The sequence below is a fragment of the Novipirellula caenicola genome, from assembly GCF_039545035.1.
Lineage (GTDB): Bacteria > Planctomycetota > Planctomycetia > Pirellulales > Pirellulaceae > Novipirellula > Novipirellula caenicola.
Window position 1 is genome coordinate 15507 of the sequence record NZ_BAABRO010000010.1, and the last position, 25003, is coordinate 40509.

Annotated in this window: 12 protein-coding genes; 5 read left to right on the plus strand and 7 right to left on the minus strand. The window is 55.8% G+C overall.

What is annotated here, in order from left to right; translation table 11 throughout:
• The first annotated feature begins 839 nt into the window (after positions 1–839).
• The 3 genes from ABEA92_RS18365 to ABEA92_RS18375 all read left to right on the plus strand — a co-directional run bounded on the left by ABEA92_RS18365 (position 840) and on the right by ABEA92_RS18375 (position 6082).
• On the plus strand, positions 840–1430 hold the full coding sequence (locus tag ABEA92_RS18365) for a hypothetical protein (protein WP_345685309.1): 591 nt from the start codon (positions 840–842) through the stop codon (positions 1428–1430).
• A gap of 21 nt (positions 1431–1451) precedes the next feature.
• Positions 1452–1751 (plus strand): hypothetical protein, encoded by a 300-nt coding sequence (locus ABEA92_RS18370; RefSeq protein WP_345685310.1) that lies wholly within the window; start codon positions 1452–1454, stop codon positions 1749–1751.
• A 176-nt stretch (positions 1752–1927) separates the two neighbouring features.
• Positions 1928–6082 (plus strand): hypothetical protein, encoded by a 4155-nt coding sequence (locus tag ABEA92_RS18375; RefSeq protein ID WP_345685311.1) that lies wholly within the window; start codon positions 1928–1930, stop codon positions 6080–6082.
• Positions 6083–6192: 110 nt separating this feature from the next.
• Here ABEA92_RS18375 and ABEA92_RS18380 read toward each other — a convergent pair whose 3' ends face one another.
• The 7 genes from ABEA92_RS18380 to ABEA92_RS18410 all read right to left on the minus strand — a co-directional run bounded on the left by ABEA92_RS18380 (position 6193) and on the right by ABEA92_RS18410 (position 13620).
• Positions 6193–6888, minus strand: coding sequence for a hypothetical protein (locus ABEA92_RS18380; protein ID WP_345685312.1), 696 nt, complete (start codon positions 6886–6888; stop codon positions 6193–6195).
• A gap of 137 nt (positions 6889–7025) precedes the next feature.
• The gene (locus tag ABEA92_RS18385) at positions 7026–7316 is read right to left on the minus strand and encodes a hypothetical protein (RefSeq protein ID WP_345685313.1); all 291 of its coding nucleotides are present in this window, start codon (positions 7314–7316) and stop codon (positions 7026–7028) included.
• An 830-nt stretch (positions 7317–8146) separates the two neighbouring features.
• Positions 8147–9103 carry an EamA family transporter RarD gene (rarD, locus tag ABEA92_RS18390; protein ID WP_345685314.1) on the minus strand — a complete coding sequence of 319 codons (957 nt, stop codon included), beginning with the start codon at positions 9101–9103 and terminating at the stop codon, positions 8147–8149.
• Positions 9104–9622: 519 nt separating this feature from the next.
• Positions 9623–10627 (minus strand): ThuA domain-containing protein, encoded by a 1005-nt coding sequence (locus ABEA92_RS18395; protein WP_345685493.1) that lies wholly within the window; start codon positions 10625–10627, stop codon positions 9623–9625.
• Positions 10628–10751: 124 nt separating this feature from the next.
• Positions 10752–11228 carry a hypothetical protein gene (locus tag ABEA92_RS18400; RefSeq protein ID WP_345685315.1) on the minus strand — a complete coding sequence of 159 codons (477 nt, stop codon included), beginning with the start codon at positions 11226–11228 and terminating at the stop codon, positions 10752–10754.
• 150 nt (positions 11229–11378) lie between these two features.
• The gene (phnX, locus tag ABEA92_RS18405) at positions 11379–12236 is read right to left on the minus strand and encodes a phosphonoacetaldehyde hydrolase (protein ID WP_345685316.1); all 858 of its coding nucleotides are present in this window, start codon (positions 12234–12236) and stop codon (positions 11379–11381) included.
• 220 nt (positions 12237–12456) lie between these two features.
• A complete protein-coding gene (locus ABEA92_RS18410; protein WP_345685317.1) occupies positions 12457–13620 on the minus strand; it encodes a phosphonoacetaldehyde reductase in 1164 nt (387 codons plus the stop codon).
• A gap of 440 nt (positions 13621–14060) precedes the next feature.
• Here ABEA92_RS18410 and ABEA92_RS18415 point away from each other — a divergent pair, with 440 nt between their 5' ends.
• Together ABEA92_RS18415 and ABEA92_RS18420 are read left to right on the plus strand one after the other, a co-directional pair.
• Complete coding sequence (locus ABEA92_RS18415) at positions 14061–17669, plus strand: hypothetical protein (protein WP_345685318.1); 3609 nt, start codon at positions 14061–14063, stop codon at positions 17667–17669.
• Positions 17666–24925 (plus strand): hypothetical protein, encoded by a 7260-nt coding sequence (locus tag ABEA92_RS18420; RefSeq protein ID WP_345685319.1) that lies wholly within the window; start codon positions 17666–17668, stop codon positions 24923–24925. The genes ABEA92_RS18415 and ABEA92_RS18420 overlap by 4 nt, the downstream gene beginning before the upstream one ends.
• Positions 24926–25003 lie beyond the last annotated feature (78 nt).

Below are 25003 nucleotides of genomic sequence, written 5' to 3' on the forward strand. Positions count from 1 at the left end.
CGTCAAGACTTTCGACGGTTGGGGAGTTTTTACGAGCGGGTGGATGAAGTGGTGGCGTGGCACGAAACTCTTGACGAGTTCCGCTACGGCAAATCCAGAGTAGCGGAAGTCGTCAAGACTTTCGACGGTTGGGGAGATATTGCAGGTGGGGGGATGAAGTTGTGGCGTGGGCCGAAACTCTTGACGAGTTCCGCTACGGCAAATCGAGAGTAGCGGAAGTCGTCAAGACTTTCGACGGTTGGGGAGATATTGCGGGCGGGTGGATGAAGTGGTGGCGTGGGCCGAAACTTTTGACAAGTTCCGCTACGGCAAATCGAGAGTAGCGGAAGTCGTCAAGACTTTCGACGGTTGGAGAGATTTTGCGAGCGGGTGGATGAAGTTGTGGCGTGGTCCGAAACTTTTGACGAGTTCCGCTACGGCAAATCGAAAGTAGCGGAAGTCGTCAAGACTTTCGACGGTCGGGGAGATATTGCAGGTGGGTGGATGAAGTGGTGGCGTGGTCCGAAACTCTTGACGAGTTCCGCTACGGCAAATCGAGAGTAGCGGAAGCCGTCAAGACTTTCGACGGTCCGGGAGCTTTTGCGAGCGGGTGGATGAAGTTGTGGCGTGGTCCGAAACTTTTGACAAGTTCCGCTACGGCAAATCGAGAGTAGCGGAAGTCGTCAAGACTTTCGACTGTTGGGGAGATATTGCAGGTGGGGGGATGAAGTTGTGGCGTAGGCCGAAACTCTTGACGAGTTCCGCTACCTGAATCGCAAACATTCGAATCTTCTATCGATATCCGCTACAATCAAAGACACAGAGTCGAACTTTTTCACGAACTCGGTTGGATGCATTGCATGACCGTTCTTCATCCTGATCGACTGAAGCGTCTGACGCCAGAGTACTATCAGGGGGATGCGTGGGTGCACTGGATTCTCACGATCGAAAAGCGACGCATCGGCTGGCTCGACGCTCGCTTTCTGTATCGGTTTCGTGAGTTGTTGACGCATGGTGCGTTTCGATACCAATTTGCGTGTCCCATTTATTGTCTTATGCCCGATCATATGCATCTTCTTTGGGCTGGATTGACGGCGAAATCGGATCAGCTTCTTGGGATGAAAAGCTTTCGCAAAAATCTGAACGACACACTTCAACGAATCGGCTTTCAGTTGCAGCGTCAACCTTATGATCATGTGCTTCAGGACGATGAACGTGAACAAAAGGCGATCGAAGAAGTCGCTGAATACATTGCCCGCAATCCAGAACGAAAGGGTTTGGTCGCAGACGACAAGTTTGCAAAGTATCCCTATACCGGTTGTCTGCTGCCGGGTGCACCGCTATTGAAGCCGTTTCAGGCCAAGGGATGGGATCCGATATGGACGACCATGTCCTTCCTCCGACGCACCGAATGCTTTCGCAAAGCAGATCCGAAATACCCTACTTCGTAGCGGAAGTCGTCAAAACTTTCGATGGTCGGGGAGATATTGCGGGCGGGGAATGAAGTTGTGGCGTGGTCCGAAACTTTTGACAAGTTCCGCTACGGCAAATCGAAAGTAGCGGAAGTCGTCAAGACTTTCGACGGTCCGGAGAGATTTTGCAGGTGGGGGGATGAAGTTGTGGCGTGGTCCGAAACTTTTGACAAGTTCCGCTACGGCAAATCGAAAGTAGCGGAAGTCGTCAAGACTTTCGACGGTCTGGAGAGATTTTGCAGGTGGGGGGATGAAGTCGTGGCGTGGAACGAAACTCTTGACGAGTTCCGCTACGTGTGAGGGGGCGTCGGAGGGAAAGAATATTGCGATTCGTTACATTCGTACCTCGAAAAAAACTTTCTTGCGAAGAATGCGGCGGTGTTGGGCTCTAATCGAACGTAGTCTTGCCAATAGCCACGCTTCCGTTTTGGCAATTCGGCCCCCCGACTTTCTCACTCTCCGTCTGCGTGTTCGATATGTCCGATCGCTATCTTCCTTTCAACTCTGGTTTACTGAGTCGGTTTGTCGTCGTGTGCACGCTGATGATCTGCACGGCAGCGTCGGCACAGTCGCCACCGATTCCTGAAGTGCTGAAACCATGGCAGGACTGGGTGACCTGGGATGTCGACAATCGCGATTGCCCCAAAATTTTCAGTAATGCAGGCGAGGCGATTTGTGCGTGGCCGTCGACGTTGAAATTGACGGTGGACGACGACGGTGGTGCGTTTGAACTCGAGGTTCAACGGTTTGACGAAACCTGGATGCCGCTGCCTGGTAACGTCACGTTTTGGCCACGGAACGTACAACTGGATGGGGAACCGGTCGTGGTCGTGCAGCATGACGGAGCTCCGTCGGTCAAATTGGACAAGGGCAATGGCAAGTTGACGGGCGAATTTTCGTGGCAACAAATGCCGCAGCGCATGCAAATCCCGGCATCCATTGGCATTTTGACTCTCTCGGTCAACGGCGCCGACGTGGCTGATCCAACCTGGGACGCGAAGGGCGAGGTTTGGTTGAAACGTTCGCGTAGCGAGCCTACCGACAAAGACCTGTTGAGTGTGAAGGTGTATCGAAAGATCGAGGACGGCATCCCACTGTGGTTGCGCACTCAAATCGAGTTGACGGTTTCTGGGAAAAGTCGCGAAGAGTTACTCGGTTCAGTGCTGCCCGAAGGCTGGCAGCTGGCGACCGTGCAAAGCCCCATCCCGGTGGCGATCGATGAACGTGGGGTCATCAAGGCTCAGGTGCGAGCGGGAAAATGGACAATCACGCTGGATGCGTTTCGCACGCAGGATGTCGATGAAATACGTTTCGCTACCGATGCGAAGCCACTTGCCGATAACGAGTTGATTGGGTTGCAAACCGATCCCGATTTCCGAGTCGCTCAGATCGAAGGATTACCGACGGTCGATGTGTCGCAGACGACCTATCCGAGCGGATGGCGAAATATTCCGGTGTATCAGTGGGATGTCAGCAAACCGTTTCAGTTGGTCGAAAAAATGCGAGGCATGGGGGATAAGGCTCGCAAGGGGCTGGAGATCCGACGGCGGTTGTGGTTGGACGAAGACGGCGAGATGTTCACCTATCACGATCAACTCGGTGGCCAGATGCAACAGATCTGGCGATTGGATGTCGCGGGGGATCATGAACTCGGTGCGGTGCGCGTCGATGGGGAAGCTCAGTTGATCACCTTGAATCCGGTCACCGGATCAAGTGGCACCGAAATCCGCCAACGGAACCTACAGCTGGACGCGGTCGGACGTGTGCCCATGAGCGACGCGTTGTCTGCGACCGGTTGGCAAGCGGATGCGGAATCGTTGCAAGTGACGATGACGACTCCGCCCGGTTGGCGAGTGTTTGCTGTTTTCGGGGCCGATCAAGTGCGCGGCGACTGGTTGACCGCTTGGTCGCTTTTGGATTTGTTTTTGCTACTAGTGTTTTCCTTAGCCGTGTTCAAGCTGTTTGGCTTTGTGGGCGGCGTGGTGGCACTGCTTGCGTTCGGGCTGTCGTATCACGAACCGGGATCACCGCGAATCACATGGCTCTTGTTGCTGATGCCGATCGCATTATTAAGAGTGGTTGGGGAAGGCAGTATTCGAAAATGGATCGTTGCATGGAAAGTCATTTCGATCGCGGTGCTGGTCCTTTGCCTGGTTCCCTTCATTGCGTTGCAAGTTCAAAGTGTGATCTATCCCCAGCTTGAACCGCAAGGGATTTCCTACGGCGATCGCGGCTTGTTTGTATGGAGCGGAATTGGTGCGGAGCCGCGTGCGGGACGAGCGATGACGGACGAAGCTGTTTCCTTTCAAGTCGACGCGCCCTCGAGTTCACTGGCACCGCAAAGGAGAGGAGAATCTGCCGCAAAGCAACTGGGCAAGGCGATCCATCAGTACGCCAATCTGAACTACGACCCCAAGGCAGTGATTCAAACCGGGCCCGCTCAGCCGCAGTGGAATTGGAACAACGTCGTATGTCGCTGGAATGGCCCCGTCGCGGCGAATCAGACCGTTCATCCGGTATTGGTTTCGTTGACGACCAACCGCATTCTGACGTGCATCCGAGTCGGGTTGCTTATCTTGTTGGCCGCGATTTTATTGCGACAGCGCGGCCGACGTTGGCCATGGTCTCGGGCAGCTTCACGCTCAGCAGTGGCCGTCACCGCGTTCGCAATGATGTGGTTGCCGAGTACTGCAATCGGGCAAGACACTGCGACCGACAGTACCAACGCAAATCCAAAAGCAACAAGTGCCCCAGGACCTGAAGTCGAATTGTTGGGCATTCCGACACCCGAGATGCTTGACACGCTGCGTGCGCGACTGCTGCAAACATCGGATGCGTTTCCCAATGCCGCCGCAATTCCGAACGCGGAGTTAAACATCACCGATAACGTGTTGACGATGAAGGTGACGATTCACGCGGCAGCGGATGTCGCGGTGCCGTTGCCAGGACGATTGCCGGCATGGTCACCGCTGTCGGTTACGACTGATGGAACCGATGCCGTCGCGGTCACGCGTCGTGACGGATACCTGTGGATCGCGCTGAAACAAGGGATTCATCAAGTCACGGTGAAAGGAACAGTGGCCGAAGCCGCCGAATGGGAATGGAGTTTCCTATTGAAGCCGCACCGATTGACGATCGACGCCGATGGATGGAACGTGACCGGATTAGACCGCAACGGGGTACCCGCCGAACAGGTGTTCTTTGTCAAAGACCAGGAGGTGAGCGATGACCAAGCGGCGTATGACCGCACCGAGTTCAGTCCCATTGTTCTGGTAGACCGGCGACTCGAAATTGGCTTGATTTGGAAGGTTCGCACCACTGTGACGCGACTATCTTCGGCGGGAAAAGCGATTTCATTGCAGGTGCCTCTATTGGAAGGCGAGCAGGTCTTGACCGCAGGGCGAGACGTCAACGACGGAGCCATCGCCGTTCAAATGGCCGCAAATCAGCAATCGTTTGGCTGGGAAAGCGAACTCGAGCGACGGCCACAAATCACGCTGTCGGCTTCGGACACCGAACGCTGGGTCGAACGTTGGCAATTGGTCACTTCGCCGATATGGAATGTGTCACTCGATGGGCTCGCTCCAATTTTCGAACCCGATGAACAAACTTTGATCCCCGTTTGGAAGCCATGGCCGGGGGAAACCGTAACGATTCAGTTTAGTCGCCCGATTGCCGTCGCGGGCGATACCGTGACGGTCCAGCGCGCGGATTTGACGACCACCTTAGGAGACCGACGCCGCACCAACACGCTGAAGATTGATCTTGAGTGCAGTTTGGCTAACGATTTTGGGATCACGCTTGCACCAGAGAGCGAAATCACTTCGCTAACGCTTGATCAGCAATCGATCCCGGTCCAGCGAGTGGACGGCGATTTGATCATTCCAGCGCATCCCGGTCGTCAAACGGTCGAAGTCCAATGGAGCAGTGCGGTGGCGATGGATCAGATCGTTCACTCGCCTGCGGTCACGCTGCCCGCGCCCGCGTCGAATGTCACCACGACGCTGGACGTTCCCGAAAGTCGCTGGATATTGTGGGCCGATGGGCCACTGCGAGGCCCCGCAGTGCGTTTTTGGACGATCCTTGCGGTTGCGATCATTGTGGCATTGGTGTTAGGCAGCGTTCCGATTTCGCCACTGCGACGTTATGAATGGGTGCTGCTGTCGATTGGATTGACGCAAGTCCCGCTGTTTGCATCGGTATTTGTCGTGGCATGGTTGTTTTTGCTGGCGTACCGCGGCAAGTACCCGGTCGTCGGAAGCTATCACCGTAGCGACTATGTGTTACAAGGGGTGATTGTACTGTTGACCGTGATTTCGCTATTGGTGCTGTTCATCGTGGTGGGCGAAGGGTTGCTTGGGAACCCCGACATGTTCATCGCGGGTAACCAATCATGGCGAAATCATCTGATTTGGTTCACGCCTCAGTCCGGTACGACGCTACCAATCACCACAGTCGTTTCGATCTCGGTTTGGTTCTATCGATTTTTGATGTTGGTATGGGCACTTTGGTTGGCCGCAGCATTGTTGCGATGGCTGGCGTGGGGCTGGAAGCAATTCAGCAAGGTTGTCGATGACGAGCCCGTGCTAGATGCCACGGTGGTGGAACCGGGAGAGGACGTAGAAGCTTAGTTAAGCCGCGTGCGTTCATTTCGCAACCCAACCGCGGTTGCGATGATGACTCTGGATTCATGCGGTTTTCCGCGGATTGACAATGCCCCGCAGTGCGAAGGCGGAAACGCTTATTGAGCGGACCGCTGTGCGGTGAGCAGGATCAGACGGTTCTCGTCAAAGAACTCGGTGACTCTTGCTGTGATCGTCCATAGGCTGTCGTTTGCGTCAGCGCGGATTGCGTTAACCACACGCTGTAAGACTAGATTTTCAACGATTTCAAGCGACTTGGCTTGCTTGACCGGTTTTGTCGGCGCGGAATCACGTTCGTATGTTTCGATCGACGTGGTAAACACACGTGAGATTGCGTCGTTTTCAACCGATTCTCGAAGCTGCGTTTCTGTTTTTCGCAAACGGTTATCGGGCGAAACGTTTTCGTGACGGTTTTCGTCGCTTGGGGTGAACAACCATCGGCGACCGGACATCGAGATTTGGCCGGTGATTTGAGGAATCACCGTGCCTTCGCGCAACTGATGGCGCAGCGAGTTATGATGCGTCAGCTTGGGGCTGTCGCTATTGTTACTGCGTGAAGCGAAATCCGAGCTGGAACCGGTTCGCTCAATCTCGTTGCGGTTGTGACCTGTTGCGTTCACTTGGCTTTCGTCGCCAAACCGGTCCGTTGCCAAGACGCTGCCGTCAAGCGTGACCACGAATAACGGAGTCAACACCGCGATCAGCGTTGTTGTTGGGATCAAGCATGCCATCAAATATCGCGAAAAATACATTGGCGTACGGGCCCACAACAGCAAGAGCGGTAGTAGCAGCATGACAGGGTATCGCAGTGGTAACGGTTTCAGGGATTGAAACAGTTCCTCGGATAACGGCTTCCATGCTGGCCGGGAACGAACGGAGCAAAACGCAACAGGTCGATAGATTCTTGCAAAAATGAATTTGGCGTTTAAATTCAGTTTTCTTTTGGCATTGCAAACGCATGCAGCGTGATTACGGCGCCGCAAGCGATCATGGAAAGTCCCAACCAACGAGGTGGTTGCACTCGTTTCATTGGTTTGGGATGAACTCGCAGCAGGATCGAATCGAGCGTAGGCGAATTATTCGCGGTCGTCGTTTCGCTGAACCGTGCCAACGTACGCGTGGTGGATTCATTCAAGACAAACGAATCGACCATTCGGAACTGGACACCGAGCAACACGAGCAGCAGACCGAAAAAGAAATAGCGGTGGCGATATCTTGTCATGACAATCAAAGCCCTAGCAATCTCGTGCCCCCCGGTGATTTAGATCGGATGGGCGGGTCGACACGAGTGACGTGGATTAGTGGAACGAAGCGACATGGATCGGTTGGTGTTTGGCAATCAGCCCAACCTTGGCGACTAATAATGCAATCGTCGTGATTAGCGTGGCGACGTCAGCGGATTTCAAAAGGAATCGATCGCAGCAAAAGCACCGTTGGTGCGTCGCGCAGCGGTCGTGCCCTCCTTGGCGGACTTGGTGAAAATGCCACCGGAGCGCGGCTGAGTAGCAATATTGTGAGATTTAGCGAGCGAATTCGTTTGCCACTTTGCGAGTTGCGCGCCATGCCCCCGCAAAACGCACCCCCGCCACATGTAGCGGAAGTCGTCAAGACTTTCGTCGGTCTCCTGAGCCGCGACGCGTCAGCGGCCGGGTCTCCGCGCGATACCCGGTGCCTTACGGCCCGCGGCTCAAATACTCAACGAACTGTCGAGGCTATTCTTTGAATAGGGTTAGACGACGTTGCGCGGATAGAAGGTGGTAAGTGGACGAAACTTTTGACAAGTTCGGCTACACGTGTTTCGGCGTAGCGGAAGTCGTCAAGACTTTCGTCGGTCTCCTGAGCCGCGACGCGTCAGCGGCCGGGTCCCACGCACGACCCGGTGCCTGACGGCCCACGGCTCAAATATTCAACGAACTGTCGAGGCCTTCGTTGAGTAGGGGGAGAAGACGGTGCGTGGATGGAAGGGGGTAAGTGGACGAAACTTTTGACAAGTTTCGCTACGTTTGGTTCGGCGACGCTTGGTTCTGCGACACGTGGTCCGCGCCGGAGCGACTAGTTGCGGCTGAGCGAGACTTGTTTGCTCGCCAAACGCAGTCGCAGTGTTGGGCTGACCAGGAAGATCACCAAGCCGCACCAAACGAATCCGAAGCCGAGGATTCGCCATGCATCGAGTGGTTCACCAAAGACGAACGCGCCGACAATGAATTGGAGCGTGGGGCCAATGTATTGCAGAATTCCGATCGTCGACAGATTGACTCGTCGCACGGCCGCCGCGAACAACATCAGCGGTGTGATGGTGACCAAACCGCCACCGATCAACATCATCTTGACCGCGGAAGTCGATCCGATCATCGCACCCTCGCCTGAGACCGATCGGGATCCGATGATCAAAACCGCTGGCAACACCAAGACCGCCATCTCGAACCACAGTCCGACGATGGCGGGCAGATGCGTTTTCTTTTTGATCAGTCCATAAAACGCAAAGGAACTTGCCATCGCCAATGAAACCCAGGGTACAGTGCCGCCCGCGATCGACATCACCAAAACGCCGACTGCAGCCACTGCGACCGCAACCCACTGGATTCGCCCGAGCTTCTCACCGAGCACGACGACTCCCAGCATGACATTCATCAGCGGGTTGATGTAATAACCCAGCGATGCTTCGAGCACTCGGTTGTTCTTGACTGCCCACAGGAACGCTAGCCAATTGATCGCAATCATGACTGCCGCGAGCGAGTAGACCGCCCAAACCTTGGGAGTGCGAACGGCGGTGACAAACGCCTGATACCCTCCCAGGTTCCCTTTGCGAAGCACGACCGGAAGGATCATACACAGCATCACGAATGACCAGAGGATCCGGTGCCACACCAATTCCGTCGCATCGACTTGGCCGAGTTGACGCCAATAGATCGGAAACAGGCCCCACAAGGTGTGGGCCGCGATCGCACAGAAGAACCCAAAACGCAAATCGAGCGGCGAGGGGGCGGTCGTGTTTGCGGACGCGTTCAATGAGGATGCTCTGATGGGGTAAGAGAATATGCCGAGCTGACACGAACGATACTACTGAGTGCGACTTAGGTAGAGGGGATGGGAACCAGACCGCTCAGGTTTTATCCCTTGGGGGCCGGAATCCTCCCTTTCATGCCGCGAACGTAACGACGTCGCTGTGACACCGAACACGCCCCCGACGTTCACGACGTTTTTCCTCGCGGCGCCGACGTCTAGATACAGCGGTGATGGGTGGGGACGATCGGGCAGGAACGATCGGGGACGCCAACCGCGGCGGGAATCGGAGCAAAGGGTGGGGTTTACTTGGCCGCCGTGCAGCGAAGCGGTCGTTCCAAGTCCGTCTAGCACTCTGCCGCGGACGTCAACGTTTTGATCCGCAGAACCTATGGATCCAGCCGGCTCGATTCGGACAACGTTCCAGGGGCTGAATGAGGAAACTCAGACGTTACCAAGAACGTCTGAGTCTCCGTCGTGACGATGCCGATGTGTGCAACGTATCGATGCAGCGGGTCGAGAATCTTACTCGATCGTTTTCGCGGATTTCCCAAGCTCAAAGTCTTCGGGTTTTAGCCCGCGTTTCGGGTAATAGTCTGCAGGTTGAAATCCATAGAATGATGGATCGTAGGGATCGACAAAACTCACGTCGGCTTTTTCCGGCACTTCTTGGTCGGTCAGAAAATAGGCAGCGTTGACAAACAATCGACGCAGATCCTCACTCAACAGATCGACGGCGGCACCGGCGGTGGTGGCAAACACCTTGCCTTCGGTCTCGCCCGAGGGTGATTTATAGCTTTTCAGCCATGCCAATGGCATCATGGGATCATTGACGGGGCCTTCGACGATCGGTGCGTTCGGGTCCAACGCGGCGATCACCGCACCTCGCAACAATACGGTTGCGGCTTCTTGATCCAAATGCACGACTCCATAGATGTCGGATGCGGTATAGATATCCGAGACCGAATTCAAAACGGGATGGTCGGCGTTTTCAGGGACCACGACGGCGCGGCCGCCTTGGACTTTATGCCGACCGTGATGGCTGTGCCAATTCTCGCCGATCACGTTGATGCCAAAGTTGGCCCAGTTGTACCCGCCATACTTCCCACTTTTGAAAGCGTGAGTCGAGGTGCGAAAGCCAATGACCGGTTTGCCCGCGTTGAGATAATCCAGGATCGGCGCCATTTGTTCATCGGGTAGCACTCGCCATCGAGTTCCGATGATCATCAAATCGGCATCCGCCAGCGACTCGAGACCGGGGATGTTAGTGTTGTCGTTGGGATTGATGACGCCGGTTTCTTTGTCGATTGCAAACAGCACGGTGCATTTGAAACCGTGTCGTTGGCTGAGGATCTTGCCGAGCATCGGACACGATTCCTCGGTGCGATATTCTTCGTCGCCCGAGATCAATACGATATGGCGGCCATTGGCGGTGTCCGCAGGAGGGTCGAACACAAGTCGATCCGCCGCGAGCGAGAAGGTGGCGGCGAAGGCCAGGCATAAAAAAGTTGCGAAGCGAGTAGTGATCATCATGAACCCGTTGGAATAGCGAGTGGGGGGACGGAAAAAATTGGACTTGGCGGCCCGTCGGATGCCGCATCCTGTTTGCGAATCAGTGTAGTTGACGGCCGTACCGATCGACAAGCAAGGCGTGCTAAACCCCTGGCGAATCCGCGATTTGGATCGGTTGCGGCAGGTCGTCCGTCCAACGCGTCAATTGGGCAAAAAACGTGGTATTTTGCTGGTCAGCGACTCGCCAAACTGTTTCCTTTTTACCAATCAGGTATCGCAGATTCCCAATCCAGTGGTCGAGACACTCAAGGATCGCAGCGTGGTGGGGCTGCGGCACCTCGCTGGATTCGAATTGAATTTTGCCGCCACGCGTGGCTCGATCCAGGCGAACCAGCCGGCCAGATTCGGCGGCATATCGCTGGCCTTGAAAATAGACACGGCGTAGTTCTTGTTCCGCGTTGAACTGAAACACGGGATCGGCACCGCAGTACAGACTGAGCTGCCCTGCGTCACGAAAACCGATAACAACGACGATGTCGTTAATCGTCGTCTCGCCGCGGATCGCCATTTGACGACCATCACGGAGCAGGTCTTCGCGATCTTGTTCTTGTTTTGCCATCGCATTGTCGCCGGATTTCGCAGAGAACCAGGCGATTGATCGTTTTGGGGGACGGAGGTGCCAGCCCCGCGCCAAGGAATCGATAGGGACGGGAGCCAGCTTATCTGACCCGCATAGTTTGGTCGGTCGGTCACGCGAACGTCAATGACGTCAGTGAGAGGGCGTGGTGGCGTTGACCAGTACTTCAGGCTGCGACGCCCCCAGGCGATTGATTTGGTCAATCAGCGATGGCAATTCGGTGATGGTCCGAATCACTGCATGCGCGCCGGCGTCACGAAAGATCGATTCAACTTCCTGCAAACGCTGCGATCGTTCATGGCCGGGCAACCGAGCATAATCCGTTTGGGAAACCCCCATCAAACTGCTGCTATCACAGACTGCGATCGACCAGCATCCGGCGGCCAGTCCCGCTTTGATGTCGGCAACGGTGTCGCCGATTTTAACGACACGTTGGGGAGCTTCGATGTTTAGCTCTTGCATCACGCGGTGGATCATCCGTGGTGCGGGGCGACCTTCGGGGACATCGTCGGAGCAAACGTTCGCGTCGGGGACGAAGCCTGCCTCGGCCGCATGTAACGCCACCGCCTCGGCCGCGGCACGAAAGTAACCCGTCGTGCCGCCTATTTTGACGTTTCGCTGCCTCAACTGGCCAACCACCTCGATCAATCCCGGTACCAAGTCGGCATGTTGTTGAATCGCTGCCAGTTGTACGGGGATGAAGGCTTCATACAGGTCATCAACGTCGTCCTCGTTCCATTCGTTCCCCGTAGCGCGGAGCCATGCCGAAGCGATCTCGGGGGCACTTAGCATCTCCACCAAGTGGTCGCGTTTATTGAGCCCCATCGGTGCACACGCTTGTTCGTTGGTGACTTGGACGTTTCGCGAAGCGAATACGTTCATGAATGCGGCGGCCGGGGCGCGTGAACCGAAGTCGACGGTCGTACCGGCCCAATCAAAGATGACCAGGGCGATCGTTTCGGTGCGGGGGTTTTCAGAGTGGATGTTCATGGAGGGTATCGTCGCGGACGTAGGGTGCGAACGGCGTGTTCATTGCATGAAGATTGCATGTAGTTCTTCTTGTCGGTCGCGAAAAGTCTGCTGCGATCGAGACTGCGGCAGATTGGAACAATTGCCGAGCCGACCGGAGCTGAATGCAAATTGGAATTGGTGATCCGCAATTGCCACGTTCATGCCAGGTCATGCCCGGACGCTACAACCCAACCATGAATTAAGCGTTCGAATCGTTTAGCAATTGCATCAGCGACTCGTCGGTGGTCCGCCGCGGGTTGTTCGACATTCGCTCGGCATTGACTCCGGCGACGATCGATTCCCATTGCGATCGCTGGGTGATTCCCACTTCGGCCAACGACGCGGGACCACCGGCATCGCGGATGATCGAGCGAATCCCTTGGCAGGCTGACGGGACATCATCTGCTCCCAATAGGTCGACGATCGTTGCAATTCGTCGACGCACGTCCTTCACTCCGCGAGGATCGACACAGTCCGAGGCGGTTACTTTGGAATTGAATGCCAACATCGGCGCGAGGGTCAACGCGACGGCGATGCCGTGTGGAAGATCGTGCAGTGATGTCAGCGGGTAGGACAATGCGTGGCACGCAGTTGTTTTGCTGATGTTGATTGCCTTGCCCGCCAAATGGGACGCTTGGCACATCGCCAAACGGGATTCGGGCGTCGGATTTTGGACCGCTGCAACGAGCGAGCGGACCGCAAGCGACGCGGCTTGCGTTGCATAATCACACGACTCGTCCGTGGCACCGACGGCCCAAATCGATTCGATCGCTTGGCAGAACGCGTCTAGCCCCGTTGCCGCAGTGATATTCGCAGGCAAGCTGTGCGTTAATAGCGGGTCGATCAACGCGTACTCGGGTAGCAGGGTCGGGTCGGCGACAGAAAATTTTTCTCCGTCGACGTAAACCACGGCAAAATGAGTCGCCTCGCTGCCGGTGCCTGCGGTCGTGGGAATCGCGATCAGCGGCGGTCCATCGCACCGAATCGACTGTCTTCCGAGCACGATGGATCTTGCAGCACCGGATTGGACCGCCAGCGTGCCGATCAATTTGGCGAGATCCATTGCCGTTCCGCCCCCCAATGCGATCACGATTTCTGGATCGACGTTGCGAAATTGCGAAATTCCTCGCTGGACGTCCTCGAGTTTTGGATTGAGTTGAAATTCTGAAAACTTAGTCACCTCACAGCGATCCAGCGCGGCCGCGAGCACCGCGTCTGCCCCGCAGGCGGCCGCTGCAATCGGATCGATGACAAGGAAGACGCGAGTGATCGAGAGCTGCGAAAGGATGCCGCCAAGCTGTAAAAGCGAGTCTGGGGCGAGAATTACGGTCGAAGGCGTCGCGGTTTGAAGGTCTACAGTCATGTTCGGAGCCGTTCGGAAACTCGAAAACAGAATTCGATTGATCGCGGCGAGCAATCTTTCTTGTTGGGTGTGTCGCCCCCTCGTGCCGAGGGGTGCGATTGCAGCGATTAGTGGCGTTGTGCGCTGTTTTCACCTTTTCAACCGTAATATGCGAAGGAACAAAGACGCAATTCCTTTTGCCGGTTACGGAGCTTGCGTAGACTATAGGGTATAACGTCGAGACAATGCACGCGGTGCTAACACCTCGTATCGTTCTGAGGCGATTGATGCGGCTGGTTAACGCCGCAACGGTCCCTTCATTCCTATTCTCAAGCGTACCCGGCAACTCTCTTGTCTTGCACTTCTCTGTGATGCCACCGATTCCCCTTCTAAACGGCTTCGTTTGCGCGTGTTGCATGCTTGCGACACGACGATTCGGCGTGCGTTTAAGTGGTGGACGCATGAAGGTTGCGAATCCTGCGAGCAATCGCGGTCGGGATGCTTCGGTATTCCGCAACGATGTCGATCGGCGATGCCGTCCAGGCCGCATGGCGGTGCTAGCGATGTTCGCGATTGGGTTTGCAGCGTTCACCGGTGCCGCGAAAGCGCAAGGGCCTGGTTCGGAGCCGCCTCGGAGCATTCTGCAATCTTCGAGCGATTCGGAATCGTCTACCGGCGGCAGCCAGTTACGAGTCAAAGGATTCTTGTTTCTTGATCAGTCGGGCGTGCCGGTACTGATGCCTGGGACGACTTTCGAAGAGATCGAACGGCTACAAAACTTGGAAGCCGGCGTCGATTCACGCAGCCAAGTGTTTGATTTCCAGTCGCTCGAGATCACCGGCGCTGCGTCACAAGGGATCACCGGGGCGGGATCCCCAGGCCGTGCTGAATTGAAGATTGTGATTCGGTTGACGATTGATTCCACCGGCGGGCGAATGGTGGCCATTCCACTGCGGATGCGGAACTTCTTTTTGTTGGGACCGCCTGATGTCAGCGGATTAGATGAATATCGCATGACGGTTTCGGGAAGCGATTCCGGGCATGTATTGATGGTCAAAACCAACCGGCGTCGCGAGGCGGTGGTGACGATGAATGTCGCCGCGCGAGTGGAACCGGGGCCAAATCACTCGCTACAGTTTCAATTGCCCGACGTTCCATCGAACGTTCGCATCACGACGGATGACGAACAATTCACTGGCGAGATCGTGGGTCGCGGCGACGAGGTACTACAAACCCAGCGGTCGGCAGCCAATTTGGCCGAATTTGTGATCGAAAGCGGCGGCGGCGTGTTCACGTTGAGGTGGGGTAAACGTGATCGAGCATCCGACGGATCTCCGCTGTTAGAGATCGATAACAGCCGGATTGTGGTGCAGTGGGACACGCCACAAGACCAACCGATTGCGTCATGTCAGATGATTATCCGCAGCGTTCGAGGGACGATCAACACGTTGAAGCTGCGATTACCCGAGAATGCGGTGTTGTTGGATACGCCCACGCTGGGGTCCAACGGTCAATCGGTCGAGATCACCAGCCCAGTGTCACCGACCAGCCCGTCGACCGGCGGCGAGGGGACGCTGCTTGATATTGTGATTCCCGAGACCGAACGTCAACAGCGGATCGATTTGAACTTGGATATCCAATTCTCGGCGAGCGATCCAAATGCATCCAACCCGCTGATGTTTCGTGCTCCGGAAGTCATCGGGGCGCTGCGGCAGCGTGGCGAGATCCAGATATCGACCGGCGATGATTATCGCTTGCGATGGCGGTCGCGTCCTTGGGTGCAAAGCATCTTGGCCCAGCCAACCGAAGAAACTGGGCGTTCGTACTTGTTTCGCTACGATCGTGCTTCGTTTGACTTGCCGATCTGGTTAGCCACGACGCGGCGTCAATTGCGATTGTCGACCGAATCGGAAATCTCGCTTCACGATTCAATCGCTCGGATCAAGTACCGTATCCTGTCGAGCGGACGCGCGGCGGAGGGAACGCTGCTAAAAATCGATATGGGATCGTGGCGATTGCGTTCGATTGAAAACGAAGAGACGTCCGAGCAGATCGAATCCGGTCTGAATGGCAACTTGCACGAAATTTATCTCGAGTCCGTTTCCAGCAGTGATCCATCGCCGATCCGAATTGTTGCCGAACACGACTTGCCGATCAACGTTGCGGATCATTCGGCGATCCGTAGCGAAGAAGATGACGGTATCACGTTTTGGCTGCCGCGCATTACCGACATCGAAGACACCATGTTGGTCCAATCGGCGACGGTCATGGTGGCCAATCAAGGCCGCATGTCCTTCGTCGTCGATCTACAAGATTCACAGAACATCGATCGTGTGATCAGCACCGACAATGCATCAACGGTGGAAACGCCTCGCTCAAATTACCGGATCATCCCTCCGGATGCGGCGGGGAAAATGGTCGGGCACGTGGTCCAACAATCACCCACGATCTCGCTCGCTGGCGACGCAACGATCGAAATCGAGGGCCGCAGCCTTCACACCACGCTGGATTGGATTGTCAATTCAAGTCTGGATCTGGAAGGCCGACTTCCCATTCAAATTGCATCACAGGATTATCCGTCGACTTCCAAACCGGAGGATGCCAGCCTGTCTGACGATTCGCTTCACGGGACGGTGTCGGATGGATCCGTTTCGAAGGAAATGAAGGCGGAAACCACGAAGGATTCTGATACATCCGCAACCGACTTTGCGTCCGCGTGGACCGTCCGAGTGAACAATCAACCCGCGGTGCTGGAACCCCGCGGAGACGACCGGTATGAATTGATCTCGGAACAACTTGGCAGCGGATCGATGTCCATTCGATGGGAACAATTGCGTCCGATCCAAGACGTGCGGTCGGCGGACCATATTGAAACATTGTCGATTCCACGTCCGTTTGGGGTGGAAACGACATTCCGCGGCACGATGCGTGTGTTGATGCAAGGCGATACGACCACGGAAATCATCGCGGCTGACCGGCTTAGCAAAGCCAGCGGGATGATTGGCGACGCGTCGACATCGGACGAGACTGCATCGCCGGTTTCGCCGATTCAAGATCGCGACAAATCGACGATGATTTTAGAAGCGTTGCCACGCGAACCACTGCGTTTGCGATTTCGTTCGCGGCAAACGGATACCGAGGATGTGTTCGTGTCCCGCGCGGTGCTACGATCAGCAACCGGTTACGCCACTCGCATGGAACAATTGCTGGCCAACGTCGAAGGCAGCCCCGAGCTGCGACTGGGGATTCCTGCGGGAGAATACAACATTTCGACCGAGGCGTTGGTCGACGGCAATGTTGCTCGAGTGCGTCGCGAGGACAACACGTTGGTGATTGCATTGCCATCGGACGGAAAGAACCATTTGGTGGATTTGCGAGTTTGGTTGCCAATGGATGCGTCGATGATGGTCGAAAGCATCCGGCCGGCACTCGAGTTGCCGATTGGTGTGGGGCGATTGTATTGGGAGATTGTGGCACCGCATGATTCGCATGTGATCTGGGCTTCACCGACGCTTGGACGCTCGATGGCATGGCGTTTTGATCGGTGGCGGCTGTATCGTGAATCGACACAGACACCTAGTTCGTTGGCAAGCTGGGTCGGCGGCAATGACCTTGTCGAAGTCCCACGTGGCAATCGGTATTTGTACGTGGGGGCCGACGTGCGGTCGTTCCGCGCGATCGTGGTGTCACGGACAATTTTGTGGGCGGTGACCGGATCGATCGTGTTGTTGATGGCGGTAATGTTGTCGTTCGTGCCTCAAACTCGGCATCCGTTGTTTGCCGTTGCGGTGGCGGTGATGTTTGCAGGCATGTTGGTGGTGGCTCCCGACGCGGCGGTGTTGGCAGGGCAATTGGGCATGATTGCAATGGTGTTGGTCGTGGTGATGTCGGCGATTCGGACGATGGTGCAATCGCGGGACCACAGCAGCGCGTTGGATTCGCGTCCACGCTCGCGTCGCATCGAAGGATCGACACAAATGCACAAAGAAAACTCTGGCGCAAGCCGTGGCACCCTGTCCGCAACCCGATCGATCGCTCCCGCTTCTAGCGTGAACAAGGTGACGCCGTGACACGCAGTGTTTGGCTCTGCATCCTCGCGATGGTTGTCACATTGGCGGTTTCGCCAACGTCCAGTGCTCAGGATTCGCCAATCGCTGATCCACCGGTGAATTCGGCAGCCTCCGAAAACGAAATAAACGCAGCCAGCGACGTCGATCCATTGGCGGAACCCGCCGGTGAGCCCGGCTCGAATGACACCGCCGGTGCGAACGAAGCCATGGCCGATTCGGACTCGGCCGATGCGGAAAGCGTTTCGAACGACCCAAGTGCGCCAAATACCGACAAGTCGGACAAGAGTGAGTCCGATGCAAACGAGCCAAAAGGGGAGGAAAACGCGGGAGAGGAACCTGCTGCGGCGACCAATCCGTTGGCGGTGCTGCCGGACCGACTACCCGACGGCAGCCGGTTGCGTCCGATTGCGCTGTTTCATTCCCAGCTTACCGAACTTGTCCCTGACAACTTTCAGCCGATTTCGGTACTACGGCTCAAAGAAGCGATCGATCTGGCTAGCAGTTTGGTGCCTGATGACAACGCGAGTCGACTGCGGCATGCGTTGTATGTGATCGAATTGGACGGCAACACCTTGGTCAGCGAGCGTTCGGTGCTTGACATCCAATGTGACGACAAAGGCATCGTGCGTCGACGGTTAGGCCGAGTCAACCTGGCGATCCACTCGACCGCCCGCAATGGGAATGTCAACAACACTTCGGCGATCCCGCGTTTGGAATCGCTACCGGACGGCGATTTGATGGCGGTGGTCGACGGTGATACGTCGCTCGCGTTTTCGTGGAGTTTGAAGAGTTCGACTCAGGGACTTGTCAAACAATTTGATTTGCGACTGCCGGCGTCGCCGCAAACGCGAATTATTTTGCAAGTCCCCAAAGGCATCGCGGTCGATTCGCTTGACGGCGTGGTCCGTTTGTCGCCAAGCCCGCCACCCGAATTGGAATTGAGTGCGCGAGGTGTTGATTCTCGCTACTACATCATTGACGCTGGCGGACTTTCGCGAGTCCGTTTGATCACCACCCGCGAAGGTTCACGCGAGAATCCGCGTGACTTGTTAGTCCGAAATCAATACACGCAATATGCGATCGATACATCACGCGTCGTATGGACGCATCAAGCGATCCTGCAACTTCATGTACCCGATCGTCTGCCTTCGATGATTGTCGGCGACAGCGCGATCACCTCGATTGCCATCAACGCTGTCGAGACTCCATTTAGTACGACCGAGATCGCCGACGGGGTCAACCGGATCGACATATCCCCGCCGTCGGGATCGTTGCCGTTGTCGGACAACCCCACATCGATCACGATCAAGGGGCAATCGGTATGGCAGGAAAGCGATGGTTGGTGCGACCTGCCGCAGCCCCACTTTCTGGTCAAAGGGATCGTTGTTTCCGAAGTGATCAGCAAGGTGGATCTGACGATGTCCAATCCACTGCGGGTGATTCAGTGGCAATTGCCCGACGGATGGACCATGTCGACCGAAACCCCCGATGACGAAGAGAACCTGCAAATTTCGGCGTCGGGGCCTCCGTTCACGCTCGACGAATCGGTGATCAAACATTTTGCATCCAGCGGCGAATCGGCCGCCGTGACATCGGATGATCGCGATGACGCCGAGTCAAGTTCGCCCGAGCTAGCCGACGGTTTGCCAGCTTGGTCCAAGGTACGGATCGCCAAAGCGTCGCCACTTCGCGATTCATCGACAGTGATGAATCTGAGCCTAGCTGACGGACTGATCACGGCGACGACTCGAATGCGAGTTCGCATGGATCCTCAGCGTGTTGAACCGATCCGGATCGAATTGCAACGTGGATGGTCATTGCAATCGATCACTTTGGTGGGCTCGGGACGCGTGATTGAAACGCCCGCCATCAATGCGGCCACGTCTCAGTTCACGATTTGGCCCGAAGCGAGTGACGTTTTTGATTCGGAGTTGCAGATCCAGGCAACGGGACAATCGCGAATCATTCAAGCGGATCCGCAAATCATTGTTCCACGAAGTTGGTTCCTCCGTTTTGTCGACGTGCAAGGCGAGTTTATCGCTGCGGTCACACCGCCGGCCAATTTAGATTGGTCAAGTCAGATGTCGTTGTTGAGTCAACGAATCAAACGTAGTGATATTGACCAACCGTTTCGCGATTTCATCGAACCGGCAAACAAGAACGCGATGTACTTGCGATGCCCCACCGGTCGCACGCCTACACTGGTGCTGCAGCCGCCAAGTGTCGCGTTTGATGTATCGACCGCGATGGCGATTCGCTTGATCGGCGACGAAGTGCTCGAAGACCTCGTCATCGAAATGTCGACGACCAACCCATCGCCACAAACGATCACCGTGCAAACAGGGCCGAATCACGATCGCCCCGCTTTGTCGTGGAGTTTGCGTCAATCCGATGGAGGATCGGCGATCAGTTTACCCGCGTCCAACGTGCTGCTGGAACGTCCCGATTCGGACGGTGTCTATACGATCGATGTTTCGCAGTGGAACCTTCGCGGCAAACGTCTTGTCGGCCGTCGGCGTTATCCACTCGCCGGCGACATGTCGATCCGACTTCCCGTGATCCCCAATGCAACCTCACAAACTTCGGAAGTCTTGATCGGTGACGGCATGATCGTCAAGCAAAGCGACGACTCGGTTTTGCGTGTGCCCATCGATGCCAATTTCCGGCTCGATGAATTGATTGATGGACGGCGAAGCAGCGAAGATTCTCCATCGGCCAATTCGGAGGATGCTGCGGAGGGGCCAGCGAAACCGGCGACGTCATCACCCGATGTCCCCTCGGTTGCGACGAACCCAGCCAACGCGATTAAGACCCGACTGCGTTATGACGCGGTCGACCAGCCTTCGTTGACGATTGCGAAAACGCAAGCGAACCCGAACATCAACATCGTTTGGAATCAAGACGTGACGCTGGTCGCATCGAGTCACGGCACGGACCGCGTGGAAGCGATCCTGCGGGTCACCGCGTCCAAGCCGCTACGAATCGATTACGACTCGGATTTACAGCTTGTGTCGGTCGAACAGAACGGCGTTGCGATGTCGTCGATAGATCTGACGAGTCGTCCGGTGGTGATTCAACCGGTCCAACCGATCAAGAGTCAACAGCTAAGGTTGATTTGGAGTCGTCAGCAGGTTTACCGAACTTGGTGGCGAAAATGCACGATGCCGTCGATCGACGTTGATGCCGTCGTGATGCAAGCCGAATCGCACGTGCGTGCGTCATCCGACTCATTTTTGCCCAAAATCCTTTTGGCCGAAACGCCCGAGATGAAACCGCAGTCGACGCTATCGCTAGACGCAGGCTCCGAAATCTTATTGGTGCGTCGCAACAACGCGCTGGCGATCGGTTGGTTGGCGGCGATGTTGGTATTCGCGTTTTGTTGGATGACCGCGCGTCGCTCGTTGTACCTGAATTTGATGATCGTGCTGCTGATGGCAATGATGGCCGGATGGTGGTGGCCGTGGCACTGGATCACGATCGGCTGGTTCTTGATTCCCGCGATTATGGGCGCGCTACTCGTCAGCACGTTGCGTTGGAAAGCGTTTACCGAATTCCGATCCGAACGCCGCCGTCAACTCGAAGAACTCGAACTTGAATCTCAACGGTCACAAGAACAGGCGACGGAGTTTTCCGTGACGACGCCTAGTGTGATCGCGTTGGCAGCGCTGTTGAGTTTGGCGTGTGCCGTCGCATCGGCCCAGGAAACGGGTGCCTCAGCGACCGATACAAAATCAACCGCCTCGAATTCGCCGATGGTTCCCAGCGTGGATTTGTTGGTTCCTGTGGACAAGGATGGAAATCTAGTTGGTGACAAACTTTACATTCCACGTGAATTGAAGTCGTCGCTTTTAGCACTGTCGTCGCGTTCGCAACCCGAGGAAGCTCGGTTCCAATCAGCGAGTTATCGGCTGCGAGTCGAATCGGACGAAGACTCGCTGCGTCCAGGTGCATTGTTGCTTGATGCCGACTACATCATCCACACCGATCGCGCGACCGATCGGATCATTTTGCCATTTGCTCCGGAAACGATTCGCCGGATCGAATTGGTTCAGGACGAACAAGATCGGATCGTCCAGTTCGTCGAGGCAGCGGCAGACGAAGTGGTCGCTAGCGTGCCACTGGGTGACCGATTTCGCTTGCGAGTGACGCTGATCCCGGATTGGATGGCCAGCGAGAACAAGGGGCAATTGACCGTCAGTTTGCCGCCTGTTTCGTCGTCGCGTTTGACCGTCGAAGGCAGCGGAACGTTGGACCGTGTGCGAATTTTAGGGACCACTGGACAACTGATCTCGCAACGTCAATTGCAGATTTGGACGGCCGAATTGGGGCCGATCAGCAAATTGGCAATCGAAATTGAATTCACCAAAGGCACCGCCACCACCAGTTCACTTCCGCTGAGGCGGCGTTATTGGCTGCACGCCGGAAAATCGCATACGACCGTCGAATGTCAAGTCGAACCGACCTATGCCGTGTCCGCCGGCGATACGGTTTCACTGTTGATTCGTGATTCCTTGATGCCGACGGTGGTATCGACATCCTGGGAAATCCGGCAAACCGATTCACTCAGTCCAACGCGGCGTCAAGTCACAATGGCCGCCTTGTTGGATTCCCCCGGTCCGATCCAATTGTTGTGGACATTACCCTCGCGAATCAGCCAAGCGGACTCATTCGAGGATGCGGTGTCGATGGTGATTCCCGATGTGGTGCCAACGACCTCCGGCGACAGTGAACCCGCTTGGGTCGGTATCAACAGTGATCCAGGCATCCGCGTTTTGCCGGTCACACGAGAACCGCTGGACGCATTGACCGACGACCAATTCCTTGCCGTTTGGTCGGGTTATCGCGGCAGCAAACCGGATCGCACGTTTGTGGCGTTTGGTCAACTGCCATCGTTCCAACTGATTAGCATACCAAGTCGTCGCTCGACGATTTCGCAAACTCACCAAGTGCACATTGCGGTCGATGCGTTGGAAATTCGCTACCAGGCCGAGATCGTTCATCAAGGCAAATCGTCACAGCGATGGATCTTAAAGCTGCCCGCCGGTGTGTCGCTGCGTCAATTAAACATCGATGGACAACCCAGCGACGCTCGCCCGTTGGTATCGAAATCATTCACCGAAGTCATGCTGGGCGATCTGTCCAACCAAACGACCAGTGTGGTGGATGTGATCGCGGTTTCGAATCTGCCGTCCAATGGCCGATTCACGCTGCCTCGTTTGACGCTGAGCCCGAGTTCGGAAACCACCGACCGATACTTTATCACACGCGACCAATCGCTCGATGTGCGTATCGCGACACGACCGCCGAAAGAGTTTGTCGAGCGAAACACGACGGGGGATCTTGCCCATTTGGCCAAGGGGTGGGTGCCGGTGGCCGGGTATGAATTCGACTCCAGTGTGGTCGGCGATGCGATGAAGATCCCTTCGATGGTGCTGCGAACATCGGTTCGCCCGACTCGTTTTGATGCGAATCAATTGATCACGTTGTCATGGAGCGAAGGGCGATGGAGCATGCAATCGTTAACTCGATTTGGTCCCGGCAAGCTGCCGGATTTCATCGACATCCAAGTTCCGACACGATGGTGTGAATCGCTCGACGTTTCGTCCGCGGCGCGTTGGTCGCGGCAACCGGCCAATGACGTATCGAATCAATTGATACGGGTTTCCTGTGACGAACAAGTGCGAAAGAGCCGAGTGATCTCGATTCAGGGCACCTTGGCTTCGTCGGACAAGTCTCGCGTGAGCGTTCCTTCGATTCAAATTCTGGGCGAGGGCAAGCGAACCGTTCATGTTTCGGTACCGAGTCGTTTGACGAACGAACCGATCCGCTGGCGATCCAGTTCGGTGCGAGCAGCTGAACTGCCGCCATTTTGGGTTGCGATCACTCAGCAAAAGGAACTCGAACTCAGCGGGCCACGTGCGACGTATGCGGTAGCGGCTAGCGGTTGGTCGATTGAACTTGCTCCGCTGCAACAGCAAAACCGGATCGCCAAAGTCATCGCTGCGGACACACGTGTGTTTCCGGGCCACCAGCGGATTGTCGTCATGACGCGGTTCGATTTGGTTCCGGGCTCATTGGATTGGGTCGATGTCGCGTTGCCCGAGGGAGCGACCTGTTTGGGCGCATGGACGGCGAATCAGGCGGTCACTCCGACGATGGTATCCGAGCAGAATGATAAACCAATCGGCGAGAGTGCTGCGGAGAAAACGGACGGAAACCAAACTGGCAAAGCCGTGGGAAACAAAGACGATTCGCCATCGGATCCTCGACATGTCATCCGGTTACCGCTGTCGCTTTCCCGTCTCGCGCAAAGCGTTGAAGTGATGTTTGATGTCCCATTGTCCCATGCCCGTCGTGGCGACTACGCGGCGACGATTTTGGGAATCCCGGTTAACGAAGCTTGGGTGTCGACCTATGCCCAATCGGGCGATCATGAAGCGGACCCGCCTGCATTGATCGAAACGCTTGTCAATCACGACGGCGAGCAACAGGTCTTGACGCCGGAACAAGTGCGTGCGGTGATGGTTCAGCGTCGAGGATTATCGCTAGCGGCATCGATCGTGCAAATGATTAACGATTCGAGCGACATCCTGGCGGAACGCCCCACCGCCGAATCGACCACTTGGATTCGCCCAATGATCGCGCGTTACGAAGACTTGGCGACCGAAGCCGGTTTTCCGGTGGAATGGATTTCGCCGGCTACTTCCGATGACAATGAAAAGGAAGGGGCATCCGAAGAGGCTGGCAGTGCGAAGTTGAAAGTGGCATCGCTGCCGAAGACGTCGGATCAACAATCGTTTCTTGCCGACGAGGTGATTCCCGGGCTAGCTAGCTGGGAGAAGCTAAATGCCGAGATGTTGGTACATGTCAAACGATATTCGAGTGGATCGATCGAGATTCCCTTCCTGTTTTCGAATCGAGCGAATTTGAAAGGATACCGGTTACAACAGATCCAGCGTGTGGGCGATCAAGCGGTATTGTCGCCGTTTGTGCCCGCCGATCCGAATGAAACCTATCTGAAGGCGATCATTACCAACACGATTTCGTTGTTGGCTGCGATTGCGATCTTGATCCTGTTATGGCCACTGAAACCTTATTTCAATACGGTCGTTTCCTACCCGGCATTCTGGCTGTGTCTTGTCGCGATCTGCGGTTTCTTTGTCGCGCCGATTCCGGTTGCGGCTAGTTTATTGTTGGTCGCCATTTCGGCTCCGGCGCTTCCCCACAAACCGTTTGGTCGACGCATGATGCGTTGATGATCCATCTTGCGATTGATTTGGGTGGGCGCGTAAAAACGGCTCGCTTTGGAGATCCAAGGCAAGCCGTTTGAGAAT